We start from the raw sequence: 13161 nt of genomic DNA on the forward strand, positions 1-13161 counted from the left end.
CTTGCCCAATAGGCCTGCTGGAAACGATGAATTAGAATTTTAAAGGATAAGCCATGAATATTCAGGCTCCAATAAAACATACTGCTGCAGAAGAAGTGTTGTTCCAGTTCTGTGATGCAGCAAATGCCGCTGTTGCATGTTCTGAAGAAAGCCAAAAATTGCGTGAAGCTGCCGTTGCGCAATTACGCGATAATGGGTTTCCAACACGCCGTGTTGAAAGCTGGCACTACACTGATCTGCGTGCTGCGGTGAAGCAGTTGAGCACCCCCACTGGTTCTCGTGTGCCAACGCCATTGCTCGCAGGCTCTAAGGTGTTGTCCGCTGATACTCATATCGCAGGCGTTAAGATCGAACCTTGGAGTGCTGATAAAGCACAGTTCGCATCGCTTGAAAGCGATGATGCAATTGGTCAGATCAACACAGCATTGGCAACATGCGGCTCGATTGCGACCGTTGAGGCGGGCCAGACAATTGATACGCCTTTATCGATTGAAAATCGCGGTGCCCATGCGCGCAATGTTGTTTCTATCGGTGCTGGTGCATCTGCAACGATTATCGAGTCAGTGTCAGGTGATGACGGCTTTTCGTCTGATGTTACGTTGATTTCGCTCGCGGAAGGCGCAAAAGCAACCTATGTGGCAACTTGCGAAAAAGGGGCTGACGCAATCCAGCTTGGACAGTTGCGCGTCGCACTTGGCAAGGATGCCAATCTTGATATCGTTATTTTCAATGCTGGCGGCAGGCTCATTCGCCGTGAAATCATTGTGCTAGTTGAGGGTGAAGGCTCTAAACTTGATATTAAGGGCGTTAATCTGATCGGCGGCGATAGCCACATTGATGTGACGACTGTTTTGCAGCACACGGTGCCGAATACGGTTTCTGAACAATTGTTCCGCAATATCTCTACAGGCAAAGGCCAGGGTGTATTCCAAGGCCAGATTAAAGTGCACCAGATTGCGCAAAAAACAGATGCACAAATGGCGTGCAACACTTTGCTGCTTTCTGATGATGCAAGCTTTTCTGCCAAGCCGGAATTGGAAATTTTCGCAGATGATGTGATCTGTGCGCATGGCGCTACCGTGGCGGAGCTGGATGAAGATCATCTCTTCTATCTTTGCGCGCGTGGCATCACAGAGCGTACAGCACGTGCATTACTGGTCGAAGCTTTCGTTGATGAAGCGGTAGAGCAGATTGAAAATGAAGCACTGGTTGAGGCGCTAGAAACACGGATTGGCGCTTGGTTGGAAGCCAATGGCTAACCCGATTTCAGCTTTTTTTGCTTATCTTGCTGACAGTTTGAAAATTTTTCTACTGCCTGTGAGCACGATTGGTAAAGCCGCTGATCGCCAATTGCCCGCCGGTTCAGCGTTTGTTGTGCTGTTTCTATTGGCCGTTGTGGCTGGTGCTCTTCAGTTTGTTTTAGGGCAAATGCCCGGCGGGCTGGGCCAATCTGAAAGCCTTTCAAATGTGGCGATGCAGGCCGTTGCTTACGTCGTGTTCTTTTTGCTGGCGCTTGGACTTTTGTTTGCGTTGATTGTTAGCTTTGGCGGTAAGACAAGCATTGCGCGATTGTTTGCGGCCAAGCTTAGTCTTGCCTCCGCGGTTGTTGGCGCCTTAATATTCGGGCTGCTTGGCAAACTGATTATTGGCCTGTTGTTTTTAGGCGCAAGTGATGGCGTTGCTGGCGGTATGATTGTTCTTGGTGAGCAATTTGGTGCGATGGCGATAGGCCTCATCGTTGCTTTTTACACGATTATTGTTGCGCGTTTTGGTGGGCAGATATCATGGCCCAAAGCGGTGATCGTGGCTGTTGTACATTTCCTTCTTATGGTCGCTATAGCGACAGCTTATGGTGTGATTTTGCCAGACAGTAATCTACTCGTCGTTCAACCCGCATTGCAGATTTGAGACCTATATGGCTTATGATATCGAAAAAATTCGCGGTGATTTTCCAATTCTTGCGAGCCAAGTTTATGGCAAGCCGCTGGTTTATCTCGATAATGGTGCCTCAGCGCAAAAGCCGCGTCAGGTGATTGAAACGCTTACGCATACCTATGAGCATGAATATGCAAATGTGCATCGCGGCCTGCATTTTATGTCCAATGCGGCAACCGATGCCTATGAGGGCGCACGGGAAAAAGTACGCAAGTTTTTAAATGCGCCCACGGTGGAAGAGATCGTTTTTACGAAATCTGCAACTGAGGCAATCAATACCGTTGCCTATGGCTATGGTGTGCCAAATATTGGCGAAAGCGATGAGATTGTACTGTCAATCATGGAGCATCACTCCAATATCGTGCCATGGCATTTTTTGCGTGAGCGCCACGGTGCTAAATTGGTTTGGGTGCCGGTGGATGAAGATGGCGTTTTTGACATCGCCGCGTTTGAAAAATGCCTGACTGACAAAACCAAGCTTGTTGCCATTACCCATATGTCAAACGTGCTGGGTACGGTTGTTCCGATTAAAGAAATATGCCGTTTAGCGCATGAGCGTGGCATCAAGGTTTTGGTTGATGGCAGCCAAAGCGCTGTGCATATGCCGGTTGATGTGCAGGATTTGGACTGTGACTTCTTTGTTTTTACAGGTCACAAAGTTTATGGTCCTTCTGGTATTGGCGTTCTTTATGCAAAGCGTGAGCTGCTCGATACAATGCAGCCCTTTATGGGCGGCGGCGATATGATTGTCGAAGTGACGCAAGACAATGTTACCTATAATAGTGGTTTTCATCGTTTTGAAGCCGGAACACCGCCGATTGCTCAGGCCATCGGTTTGGGCGCAGCGCTTGATTATATGGAAAGTATTGGCCGCGCGGAAATCGCAGCGCATGAGCATGATTTGCTCACTTACGCCAATGAACAACTTGCGCATATAAATTCCATTAGAATCATTGGCAATGCACCCAATAAAGGGGCAATTATTTCATTTGAGATGGAAGGCGTTCACGCGCATGATGTTTCTATGTTAATTGATCGCTCTGGTGTTGCTGTGCGGGCAGGCACGCATTGCGCGCAGCCACTCTTGCAACGCTTCGGCGTAACCTCCACATGTAGGGCATCCTTTGGTATGTATAATACGCGCGGCGAAGTTGATGCGCTGGTGACTGCTTTGGATAAAGCGCGGACATTTTTTGAATAGGATTATGGCTCATGACTGAAGAAACAAAAACAGAAGTCGCAACAAGCGCCATTCCCAGAGATGAATTGGCGCGGTTGACGGATGATATCATTGCGGCTCTTAAAACCGTTTATGACCCGGAAATTCCGTGCGATATTTATGAACTCGGCCTGATTTACAAAGTCGACATCGAAGATGATCGCACTGTTAAGGTTGATATGACACTGACTGCGCCTGGCTGTCCTGTTGCTGGCGAAATGCCGGGCTGGGTGGAAAATGCCGTGCGCAGTGTTGAAGGTGTGATGGATGTTGATGTGGACATGGTTTTTGATCCGCCTTGGACGCCGGACCGCATGAGTGAAGAAGCGCAAATCGCCGTTGGTATGTACTGACAGTTACGCCTTGTAGATCGCAGCGGCTGTGCTTACATTTAGTTTAGTTGATAATGGAGAAATCCCATGGCTTTTGCCATAATGACTATGACGGATGCAGCCGCGATACGTGTTCGCGAGATTGTTGCCAATCGTGCAGACGAGGGCGCTTTAGGCGTTCGCGTTGGCATTAAAAAGGGCGGCTGCGCGGGTATGGAATATACCGTTGATCTCGTCACGGAGCCCAATGCTGCCGACGATCACATCACGCATGCAGACGCTAATGTGTGGGTTGATCCTGCTGCAATGCTTTACCTTTTGGGAACGCAGATGGATTTTGAAGTGACAAAGCTGCGCGCTGGTTTTGTTTTCAATAATCCAAATCAGTCTTCGGCCTGCGGTTGCGGCGAATCTGTTGAGCTTAAGCCTGCTGATTTGAAAGAATTGGCTGAAGCACGCGGACAGGTTTAAGTTTGGACGAAGATTTTCTTCGCGATTTATTTGCAAGCATAGCACCACTGTCATTTCGAAAAATGTTTGGCGGCCTCGGTATTTATACCGATGGATTGATATTCGCCGTCATTCTTAAAGGCGAATTGATGCTCAAGGGTGATGAGCATTGCTGTGAGCAGTTTGAAGCTGCCGGCATGACGCGCTGGACTTATAATAATAGTAAGTCGGGAAAAAAGGTTTTAATGCCTTATTGGTCAGCGCCAGAACAAGCAATGGAAAGCGCCGAAGATATGGCGCCTTTTGCTCAATTGGCATTTGCAGCAGCATTACGCGCCAAAAAGACGTAAAAGGGCGCTGTTTAGCGCCCGTTGAACATGAACGCAGGTATCGCGTCTTCAGCACCAAAGCCAGTTGATTGATTGTTATCATTATCAACTTTGTTTTTCTTATTATTACGGCGACGATCATTGTTTTTATCATCGTCTTTGCCCGTTTTCTGCTGGGCATTATTTTCTTTGATTTTAGTCTTGCGCTCTTCTTTCTCTTCGCTTGGCTTAGCTTCTGAGATTGGTTGCTCGACTTTTTCTTCAGTTTTAGCACCGCGTTTACGGCTATTGCCGCGTTTTGCGCGCTTAGGCTCTTCGGCCTCTGAAGCATCAATGGCATCGGCAACGCCGTCGGCCAGATCAATCCACTCGATCTTTTTCTCAATCAATTTTTCAATCGCATCGAGATATTTAGTCGCTGATTTTTCAACAAGCGAGAAGGCTTGTCCTTCACGGCCCGCACGGCCTGTGCGGCCAATCCGGTGAACATAATCTTCTGCATGTATCGGAACATCATAATTATAGACGTGGCTTACGTCTGGAATGTCCAAGCCGCGCGCGGCAACATCAGATGCAACAAGGATCTGGATTTCATTGTCTTTGAAACCTTGAAGCATTTGTGTGCGAGAGCGCTGGTCCATATCGCCATGCAGCGCGCCAACAGAAAAACCATGTTTTTCCAATGACTTCCAGACAGTTGCTACATCACGTTTACGGTTGCAGAAAACAATCGCGTTCTTGATGTTATCCTGACTTTTAAGCGCATCGCGCAAAGTCGCGCGCTTTTCATAGTCTTTGCCACCGGTTCTAATGAGCCGCTGTTCCACTGTGATTGCGGTTGTTGACGGTTTTGCCGTTTCAACGCGCACAGGGCCTTGCAAAAACTTATCAGCCAAGCGCTGAATTTCAGGCGGCATAGTCGCTGAGAAAAACAATGTCTGACGTGTGAACGGAATGAGCGAAACAATGCGCTCAATATCAGGGATAAAGCCCATATCCAGCATACGGTCGGCTTCATCGATCACGAGGACTTCAACGCCTGTCAAAAGCAATTTGCCGCGCTCGGAGTGATCCAGCAAGCGGCCTGGCGTTGCGATTAAAACATCTGCGCCGCGCTCAAGCTTCTTTTCTTGATCGCCAAATGAAACGCCGCCAATAAGAAGCGCAACGTTCAACTTGTGATATTTGCCGTATTTTTGGAAGTTTTCGTCAACCTGCGCGGCTAATTCGCGCGTTGGTTCTAAAATTAGTGTGCGCGGCATGCGTGCGCGGGCACGGCCACGCTCCAGTCGCGTTATCATAGGCAGAACGAAAGACGCTGTCTTTCCTGTTCCTGTTTGGGCTATGCCGCAAACATCTTTACCTTGAATCGCGTGCGGTATCGCACCTTCTTGAATCGGGGTGGGCTGGGTGTAACCAGCATCCTCAACAGCCTGCAATACTTTTTGCGAGAGGCCGAGGTCAGCAAATGAGACCAATGGAATTCCGTTTTGTTTAACAAAATCTGCTGCTCCCCGCATGGGCGCAGCTCATGCTTGGCGATAGGCAGTATCGACCGCAATGTCAATAAAACTATAGTAATTTCGAATGCTTCTGCTCAATTGACGCGTTTAAATGACATATTAGGCACATATTTTCACAGATGTCTAAAATGCGACTCAATATTTAAATTGTTCAGCAAGAATACGCTCATCCCAAGAATGGGAGGCATCAAACAGGATTGTGCTGCTTAAATCGCGTGCCTCTGACACCGTTACGCGCGTGACAGATTTCACTTCGCAATGATCTGCAACAGCGTTTACGGGCCGTTTTTCGCTCTCAATAACATCGAACTGAACCGTAACCTGATTGGGCAGCAATGCGCCGCGCCAACGCCGGGGCCTGAACGGGCTGACAGGCGTTAAAGCCAGCAGGGGGGCATCTATGGGAATGATAGGGCCTTGCGCCGACAAATTATAAGCGGTTGAGCCAGCCGGGGTGGCAATCATCAATCCGTCGCAGGTTAATTCTTCAAGACGTGTTTTGCCATCGACTGTGATTTTTAGTTTTGCAGCCTGATAGGATTGACGGAATAAAGACACTTCATTGATCGCCAAAGCTTCAGTAAAGCTGCCGTCAGCGCTTTCGGCCTTCATTCGCAATGGGCAAATGGTTTCTGACGTGGCCTCACTAATACGCTCGCGCAAATTGGTTTCGCTATATTCATTCATGAGAAAGCCGACCGAACCGCGATTCATGCCGTAAATTGGAATGTCCTGATCCATAAAACTATGAATTGTGGCCAGCATGAACCCGTCGCCGCCAAGGGCTACAATCACTTCGGCATCGTCTGCACTGCTTTGACCATAGATGGATGCAAGCAAATGTGCAGCTTCATCGGCTGATTCTGTGCCTGAAGAGACAAAGTGAAGCGCGTTGACCGCAGGTTTAATATTTTCGTCGCGCATTATTTGCCTAATTTCGCCAGAGTTAACTCAAAATCATGTGTTTTTTTGTAATTCAAACAAAATGATTTAGCAAAGGTGCACTTAAGGTCTTTACAGGCCGTGAAATTGTGCTATTTCGCGTCTCGTTGCCCCTATAGCTCAGTTGGTAGAGCAACTGATTTGTAATCAGTAGGTCCGCGGTTCGAGTCCGTGTGGGGGCACCATTTTCCTTTCAATGACTTATATAAAGTGCTGGGGTTGTTTCCATCTGTGAGGGACGCGTTTGGACATTACTCTTTAAGAAACAGTGGCTGACAAATATCAAATGTTATACCATGTGCGATGAACGGGCTTTATTTAGTGGTGTGAGTACTGTTCACTCATGGGGTCTTATTTATTAGCCCCAGTGATTATAATTAGTACCTAGATCAAGTAGTGATCTATGATGAGAGGCGGGATGAAATTAGCCATTTTTATAATTGCCGTTATTCCGCTTGTCGTAATCGGCGCTGCTGGATTGCGGCCTGAACTTGTCCTCGGTGGTGCTAATCTAACCGCAGCAATGGTTTGGAGCATCTCTGGAACGCTCTTTAGTTATCTCGGCTTTTGTTTCTCGGTTTATGCTGTCCTAGAGGTGAGGAATCTCTCAAACCGATATTTTGCTAAGCAGCGTCTGCCTGATATTAAAAAACAGCTTGATAAAATAACTCATAAGATGGCTCAGCCCAATCAATTGAAGATTCTTGATATTAGAGCAGAGCGATTCTTTTCTGAGATGGCGGTCGTAATGCGGCAATTGGGCAAAATAAAGGTAACCGAGTTTACTACAGTGCTTAAGCGGGCTGAGGAACACCACCAAGCAATAGAGGCGATGTTAATAAGCGCAAATTCATCGAATGACCTGGTAAACGATTCACACTCTTATTGGGAGCTGTTCAGAGCATTGACGGAGCTTTCGGATGAAATTGAGGCATACAACAAAGGAGTTCAGGCAAGCTTATGAGCTACACATCAGAGGACTGGCGCGTCGCCATCACTAATATGATCAAAAAGACATCCAAGGGAGAGATCACTTGGGAAGCAACAGACATGGTGAAATCTGATCCTTGGAGAGAGATTGATCGCTCGTTCAAGTGCGAACTCAAAGATAAGATATACGTTGTGTCGATGACTAAAAAAAAGAACTATTTTGAGGAAGACGAATACTACTGGCAAGCCGGTAATGAATTCAGCATATTTGTTCATAGGGAATTTGATTTTGAACTTCTTGCGTCAGCTCCCGAGGATTTGAATGTAGTCTGGCAACTTTATTCCATAGCGGAATCAAATTTTGCATACACCAAGAATGCTCTTGGTGATTTGTTAGACTGATTAGGCATAGGTGACCAACGATTCAAATTCTCGGTGGTGGCGTCGGTAGATGTTTCTTTGCTACATTATTTGCACTTTTGCATGATTAGCATTGGGGCATTCATGTTTCTAGTATTCTCGATCTAGCTTCTGTTTTCAGCAGCTAAGGCCAATCCATCGACAATCGCCGTAAAAGCATCCGCATGAAGAATAGGGATGTTTGGAAACTGCTTCGTGACCTTTGTTTTGACAATTTGCATGAGGCTCGAGCCGCCGACAAAAATGATCTTGTCAATTTTGTTGCTATCAAGCCCTGCCGATTTTACGGTCTCAGACGCTGTGGTGCTAATTTTTTCAGCGTAAGATGCCAAAGATTCATCCAGATTAGCCATATTCAACGGCACGTTTAATTGCGATTCGATAAAATCAAGATCGATAAAGGCTTCGGTTGTTTCATTGGATTTGATTTTTGCACGCTCAACGGCAAATGCAATATCGTGACCATGCTCTAGCTCAAGCACGTCTATCAGGCGGGCAAAAGTTTTCTTGTCGATCGCTTTTTTGTGCAAATCTTCGGCGAATCGCAGGCTGTCACGGCTGTATAGAGCAGGGATTTTTTCCCATGTCGCCAGATCATGAAATATATGGTTGGGAGCGGTCAATGTGCCGGCGCCCATATCCTTTTTGATGTCGCCGCCAAAGCCCAAAAGAGGCATGACGTGGTCGATATTCAGTGTCTTGTCAAAATCTGTTCCGCCGATGCGTATACCATTATTGGCCAATACATTGATGCCATTAGCGGTGCCTTCAAACAAACAAAAGTCCGATGTGCCGCCGCCAATATCGACGATTAATGCGATTTCCCCGATGCCAACGCCGCCATTTGCGATTGCGGCAGCTTCGGGCTCAGCCATAAAGCTTACACCTTTGAACCCAGCTTTTTCGTAACAGGCTTCCAAATCTGTGAGTGCTTGAGCGTTCTTCTTTTCATCGTCTGAATGAAAGTATACGGGGCGGCCAGAGAGCGCATAGTCAAATGATTGACCTGCTGCGTTTTCGGCGCGTGTTTTTATCTCGGTCAGAAATTGTGCGATCACATCAATGAAAGTAACGCTTTGGCCCATGAGATATCGGCGTTCATGCATTAAGGTCGTGCCAAGTACGCTTTTTAGCGCGCGCAGAAAACGTCCTTCTTCTCTGTTCACAAGGGCGGCATTCGCTTCGCGCCCATATAGAACTTGTTTGCTTTTGTTATCGAAGAAAATCGAGGTGGGCAGTGTCTTTTCACCATCTTCGATATGAAGCAGGACAGGCTTGTTATTAACCGCAATTCCTGCTGCGGAATTTGACGTGCCGAAGTCTATGCCGAGCACAGTGTTTTGTTCGAGGTTGTTCATGGATGTCACTTGCGCCAGCTGAATTAAAACAACGGTCGTTATCGGTTTAAGTTTAGATTCTCAAGTGAGTGTTTGCAGAAAAATATACAGCTGATAGACCAAAAAAATGTGTTGATCTGGAAAATTGTATACTTACCCACTTGATATACTTGAAACATGGTGCCTATGCTCAGTTTTTTCGCGATGAATATTGAATTGAATTTATTGCGAAACTCGCATTTGAGATCAACAAATTAAGAAAGTTCCCTATGCAAATTTCAAATTTCAAAACAGTGCTGAGCGGCATGGCGCTTGGGTGCATGATGACGGGCAGTGTTTTTGCTGCCACGCTAAATGTACACAATGGCGGCGATGCTAGCTCACTCGATCCACAAAAAGTGTCCGGCGATTGGGAGAATCGTATCGTTGGCGATATCTTTGAAGGTCTGGTAACTGAGGACACACATGCTGAACCAATTCCTGGACAAGCTGAAAGCTGGGAAATATCAGATGATGGCCTTACCTACACATTTAAATTGCGTGACGGTATTCAGTGGTCCGATGGTGAACCTGTAACTGCAGAGGATTTTGTATACTCTTTTCAGCGTTTGATGAATCCTGAAACTGCTGCGAATTATGCTTATCTTCAATATTCGATCAAAAATTCTGAAAAGATAAACAGCGGTGAAATCACTGACTTTAACGAACTTGGTGTTAAAGCGATTGACGATAAAACGCTTGAAATTACGCTTGAGCAGCCGACACCTTATTTCCTAGGTGCGCTTACGCATTATACAGCTTATCCTGTGCCAAAACATGTGGTTGAAGAGAAAGCTGGCGATTGGGTTCGGATCGATAACATTGTAACGAACGGCCCTTATAAGCCAACTGAGTGGGTGCCGGGTTCGCATGTTCTGACGACGATTAATGATAAATACTATGATGCTGACAAGCTTGCTATCGACGGCGTTAAATTTTTCACGCTGGAAGATCAGTCTGCTGCGCTCAAGCGCTATCGTGCAGGCGAGTTCGATATTCTAACAGACTTTCCTACCGACCAGTTTGAATGGATGCAGGAAAACTTGCCTGGTCAAGCGCGCGTTGCGCCATTCGCTGGTCTTTATTACTACGTCATGAATAACCAGAAGCCGCCTTTAGACAATGCGGATGTTCGTAAAGCTCTGTCTATGAGTGTTGTTCGCGAAGCAATTGGTCCGCAGGTTTTGGGCACTGGTGAAATTGCTGCTTATTCTTGGGTGCCGCCGGGCATGGCCAATTATGCAGAGCCTGCAATGGTTGACTGGAAAGATCTGTCACAAGCAGACAAAAACGCCGAAGCTAAAAAGCTTCTGGAAGGCGCCGGTTACAATGCTGAAAATCCACTAAAGTTGCAGCTGCGCTATAACACAAACGAAAACCACAAACGTATTGCTGTTGCGATTGCGTCTATGTGGAAAGCAATTGGTGTTGAAGTTGAGCTATTTAACACTGAAACAAAAGTTCACTATGCTGAACTACAAGAAGGACAGCTTGATGTTGCCCGTGCCGGTTGGCTTGCCGACTATAATGATGCGGATAACTTCTTGAATCTTCTCAAAGGCGGTATCGATTATAACTATGGTCGTTACCAGAATGATGAATTTGATAAGTTGTTGGCAGAAGCAAATGCGAATACAGATGCAAAAGAACGTGCTGCACTGCTGAAAAAGGCCGAGCAGATTGCCCTTGATGATTCAGCGGCTATTCCGATCTATTACTATCTGTCACGCAACGTGGTTTCGCCGAAAATCAAAGGCTTTGACGACAATGCTTTTGATATTCACCGCACACGTTGGCTTTCGATTGAAGAATAAGTTTCATCCTTAAACTTAGGCATGTTCGGTCATTTCGGTGACCGGACATGATTTCAAATATGCTCACTTATGCTTTTAAACGTACTCTGACCGCTCTGCCTGTGTTGTGGATTGCGATCACTGTTTGTTTTTTCGTTCTTCGCCTTGCCCCAGGTGGCCCGTTTGATGGAGAGCGGCCTATGCCGGCTGGAATCAAGGCCAATCTTGATGCACATTACAATCTCGATAAGCCGTTGATCCAACAATATGCGATCTATATCGGTGATGTGCTGCAGGGTGATCTTGGTCCATCCTTTGCAACCGAAGATTTCTCTGTTGCTGAACAGATTTCCATTGGTTTGCCTTATACACTCATTTTGGGCGGTGCGGCCTTTGTCGTGTCGATCGTGTTTGGTGTTCTTGCGGGAATTATAGGCGCGTTAAAACGCAATTCTTGGTCCGATCATACTTTGGCAGCGCTTGTGCTGCTGGGCTTGGTGATACCTAACTTTTTAATGGCTCCCATTTTGCAGCTCTTATTTGGTATTGAGTTGGCTTGGTTGCCTGTTGGCGGCTGGGGAGATGGCTCTTTGCGCTATCTTGTTTTACCCGTTGCCGTTTTATCATTTCCACACATTGCACGTATTTCACGCCTGATGCGCGGTGCAATGATTGAAGTTCTCGCCTCCAATTTCATCAGAACTGCGCGTTCGAAAGGGCTTGGCTCAACGCCGATAGTTATGCGTCATGCGCTGCGTCCTTCTTTGATGCCTGTCATGTCATATCTTGGGCCTGCAGCGGGCTATTTGCTCACCGGATCGCTGGTTGTGGAGCAGATTTTTGGCCTGCCTGGCATTGGCCGCTATTTCATTAATGCAGCGCTCAACCGTGACTATGGCATGGTGCTGGGAACCGTGATTTTCTATATGGTCATAATCCTTATCCTCAATTTGATCGTCGATCTTTTATATGCGTGGCTAGATCCACGGGTGAGGGCGCAATGATTTTACAATCTTTTAAACGCAACCTCTTTAAAGGTGTTGCAGATGGCGAAGTTTCTGGCCGCTCATTATGGCAAGAAGCAATGCTTCGTTTGCGCCGTAACAAAGCGGCAATGATCTCTTCTGGCATTCTGATCGTGCTTATTTTAGCAGCGTTAATTCTGCCATCATTTTTGCCCTACGGTTATGAAGATCCTGATTGGAACGCGTTTCGTGCGCCGCCTTCAATTGAGACGGGGCATTATTTTGGTACAGACCAAAATGGCCGCGATTTGCTGGCGCGCACGCTCTATGGCACCCGCGTTTCACTGCTTGTGGCACTGGTTGCCACCTTCGTGTCGATTGTGATCGGTGTGTCTTATGGTGCAATCGCTGGCTATATGGGCGGGCGAATTGACCAAGCTATGATGCGCTTTGTCGATATTATGTATGCGCTGCCATATATTCTGTTCGTTATTCTTCTCATGGTAATTTTCGGTCGCAATGTTTATTTGCTGTTTGCTGCAATCGGTATGCTCGAATGGTTGACGATGGCACGTATTGTGCGCGGTCAAACCTTGGCAATTAAAAACCGTGAATTTATCGAGGCTGCACGTGCGTCTGGACGCAGTTCTACGGCCATCATATTCAGGCATATTGTGCCCAATCTTGTTGGCCCTGTTGTGATTTATGCAGCGCTGACTGTGCCAGAAATTGTTGCCACAGAAAGCTTCCTTTCTTATCTGGGCTTTGGTGTTCAAGAGCCGCTTACTTCGCTTGGCACACTTATTACTGAAGGTGGCAGTGCGATGGAGGTTTTGCCTTGGTTGCTGTGGTTTCCAGCTACTTTTCTCATTTTATTGCTCTTGAGCTTATTATTCATCGGCGATGGTTTGCGCGATGCGTTTGACCCGAAAGATCGGTAATCAATC

At 46.9% G+C, this 13161-nt stretch carries 14 protein-coding genes and 1 tRNA gene; 12 read left to right on the forward strand and 3 right to left on the reverse strand.

What is annotated here, in order from left to right:
* The first annotated feature begins 53 nt into the window (after positions 1 to 53).
* The 6 genes from sufD (at position 54) to N530_RS0116580 (ending at position 4286) form a co-directional block, all read left to right on the forward strand.
* Positions 54 to 1259 (forward strand): Fe-S cluster assembly protein SufD, encoded by a 1206-nt coding sequence (sufD, locus tag N530_RS0116555; RefSeq protein WP_026481620.1) that lies wholly within the window; start codon positions 54 to 56, stop codon positions 1257 to 1259.
* Positions 1252 to 1908: a hypothetical protein gene (locus N530_RS0116560; protein WP_026481621.1), complete on the forward strand. Its 657-nt coding sequence runs from the start codon at positions 1252 to 1254 to the stop codon at positions 1906 to 1908. Before sufD ends, N530_RS0116560 begins: the two co-directional genes overlap by 8 nt.
* 7 nt (positions 1909 to 1915) lie before the next feature.
* Positions 1916 to 3136 (forward strand): cysteine desulfurase, encoded by a 1221-nt coding sequence (locus N530_RS0116565; RefSeq protein ID WP_026481622.1) that lies wholly within the window; start codon positions 1916 to 1918, stop codon positions 3134 to 3136.
* 11 nt (positions 3137 to 3147) lie between these two features.
* Positions 3148 to 3507: an SUF system Fe-S cluster assembly protein gene (locus tag N530_RS0116570; protein ID WP_018687971.1), complete on the forward strand. Its 360-nt coding sequence runs from the start codon at positions 3148 to 3150 to the stop codon at positions 3505 to 3507.
* A 66-nt stretch (positions 3508 to 3573) separates the two neighbouring features.
* The gene (gene sufA, locus N530_RS0116575) at positions 3574 to 3957 is read left to right on the forward strand and encodes a Fe-S cluster assembly scaffold SufA (protein WP_026481623.1); all 384 of its coding nucleotides are present in this window, start codon (positions 3574 to 3576) and stop codon (positions 3955 to 3957) included.
* A gap of 2 nt (positions 3958 to 3959) precedes the next feature.
* Positions 3960 to 4286 carry a TfoX/Sxy family protein gene (locus N530_RS0116580; protein ID WP_026481624.1) on the forward strand — a complete coding sequence of 109 codons (327 nt, stop codon included), beginning with the start codon at positions 3960 to 3962 and terminating at the stop codon, positions 4284 to 4286.
* Positions 4287 to 4297: 11 nt separating this feature from the next.
* Here the strand turns inward: N530_RS0116580 and N530_RS0116585 are convergent, their stop codons facing one another.
* Together N530_RS0116585 and N530_RS0116590 are read right to left on the reverse strand one after the other, a co-directional pair.
* Positions 4298 to 5743, reverse strand: a complete 1446-nt coding sequence (locus tag N530_RS0116585; protein WP_026481625.1) for a DEAD/DEAH box helicase — start codon at positions 5741 to 5743, stop codon at positions 4298 to 4300.
* Positions 5744 to 5923: 180 nt separating this feature from the next.
* A complete protein-coding gene (locus N530_RS0116590) occupies positions 5924 to 6712 on the reverse strand; it encodes an NAD kinase (protein WP_026481626.1) in 789 nt (262 codons plus the stop codon).
* Between the two features lie 127 nt (positions 6713 to 6839).
* On the opposite strand from N530_RS0116590, the gene N530_RS0116595 reads away from it, so the two are divergent.
* The 3 genes from N530_RS0116595 (at position 6840) to N530_RS0116605 (ending at position 8062) form a co-directional block, all read left to right on the forward strand.
* Positions 6840 to 6915 (forward strand) — tRNA-Thr (locus tag N530_RS0116595).
* A 233-nt stretch (positions 6916 to 7148) separates the two neighbouring features.
* Entirely contained in the window at positions 7149 to 7694 is a 546-nt protein-coding gene (locus tag N530_RS0116600; protein ID WP_026481627.1) for a hypothetical protein, read from the forward strand.
* Positions 7691 to 8062 carry a hypothetical protein gene (locus N530_RS0116605; protein WP_026481628.1) on the forward strand — a complete coding sequence of 124 codons (372 nt, stop codon included), beginning with the start codon at positions 7691 to 7693 and terminating at the stop codon, positions 8060 to 8062. Before N530_RS0116600 ends, N530_RS0116605 begins: the two co-directional genes overlap by 4 nt.
* A gap of 122 nt (positions 8063 to 8184) precedes the next feature.
* Here the strand turns inward: N530_RS0116605 and N530_RS0116610 are convergent, their stop codons facing one another.
* A complete protein-coding gene (locus N530_RS0116610; protein ID WP_026481629.1) occupies positions 8185 to 9438 on the reverse strand; it encodes an Hsp70 family protein in 1254 nt (417 codons plus the stop codon).
* Between the two features lie 284 nt (positions 9439 to 9722).
* Here N530_RS0116610 and N530_RS0116615 point away from each other — a divergent pair, with 284 nt between their 5' ends.
* Genes N530_RS0116615 through N530_RS0116625 form a run of 3 tightly spaced genes read left to right on the forward strand, consistent with a single transcriptional unit; the run spans position 9723 to position 13155 of the window.
* Entirely contained in the window at positions 9723 to 11270 is a 1548-nt protein-coding gene (locus N530_RS0116615) for a peptide ABC transporter substrate-binding protein (RefSeq protein WP_371179717.1), read from the forward strand.
* A 59-nt stretch (positions 11271 to 11329) separates the two neighbouring features.
* A complete protein-coding gene (locus tag N530_RS0116620) occupies positions 11330 to 12253 on the forward strand; it encodes an ABC transporter permease subunit (protein WP_026481631.1) in 924 nt (307 codons plus the stop codon).
* Positions 12250 to 13155 (forward strand): ABC transporter permease, encoded by a 906-nt coding sequence (locus N530_RS0116625; protein WP_026481632.1) that lies wholly within the window; start codon positions 12250 to 12252, stop codon positions 13153 to 13155. Before N530_RS0116620 ends, N530_RS0116625 begins: the two co-directional genes overlap by 4 nt.
* The last annotated feature ends 6 nt before the right edge of the window (positions 13156 to 13161 follow it).

The organism is Ahrensia sp. 13_GOM-1096m, from assembly GCF_000620605.1.
In the GTDB taxonomy this organism is placed as follows: domain Bacteria; phylum Pseudomonadota; class Alphaproteobacteria; order Rhizobiales; family Rhizobiaceae; genus Ahrensia; species Ahrensia kielensis.

What these genes read in the sequence shown, in the direction of transcription:
- sufD (WP_026481620.1), top strand. Translation starts at nt 54, where the DNA reads ATGAATATTCAGGCTCCAATAAAACATACTGCTGCAGAAGAAGTGTTG.
- N530_RS0116560 (WP_026481621.1), top strand. Translation starts at nt 1,252, where the DNA reads ATGGCTAACCCGATTTCAGCTTTTTTTGCTTATCTTGCTGACAGTTTG.
- N530_RS0116565 (WP_026481622.1), top strand. Translation starts at nt 1,916, where the DNA reads ATGGCTTATGATATCGAAAAAATTCGCGGTGATTTTCCAATTCTTGCG.
- N530_RS0116570 (WP_018687971.1), top strand. Translation starts at nt 3,148, where the DNA reads ATGACTGAAGAAACAAAAACAGAAGTCGCAACAAGCGCCATTCCCAGA.
- sufA (WP_026481623.1), top strand. Translation starts at nt 3,574, where the DNA reads ATGGCTTTTGCCATAATGACTATGACGGATGCAGCCGCGATACGTGTT.
- N530_RS0116590 (WP_026481626.1), bottom strand. Translation starts at nt 6,712, where the DNA reads ATGCGCGACGAAAATATTAAACCTGCGGTCAACGCGCTTCACTTTGTC.
- N530_RS0116600 (WP_026481627.1), top strand. Translation starts at nt 7,149, where the DNA reads ATGAAATTAGCCATTTTTATAATTGCCGTTATTCCGCTTGTCGTAATC.
- N530_RS0116605 (WP_026481628.1), top strand. Translation starts at nt 7,691, where the DNA reads ATGAGCTACACATCAGAGGACTGGCGCGTCGCCATCACTAATATGATC.
- N530_RS0116610 (WP_026481629.1), bottom strand. Translation starts at nt 9,438, where the DNA reads ATGAACAACCTCGAACAAAACACTGTGCTCGGCATAGACTTCGGCACG.
- N530_RS0116615 (WP_371179717.1), top strand. Translation starts at nt 9,723, where the DNA reads ATGGCGCTTGGGTGCATGATGACGGGCAGTGTTTTTGCTGCCACGCTA.
- N530_RS0116620 (WP_026481631.1), top strand. Translation starts at nt 11,330, where the DNA reads ATGCTCACTTATGCTTTTAAACGTACTCTGACCGCTCTGCCTGTGTTG.
- N530_RS0116625 (WP_026481632.1), top strand. Translation starts at nt 12,250, where the DNA reads ATGATTTTACAATCTTTTAAACGCAACCTCTTTAAAGGTGTTGCAGAT.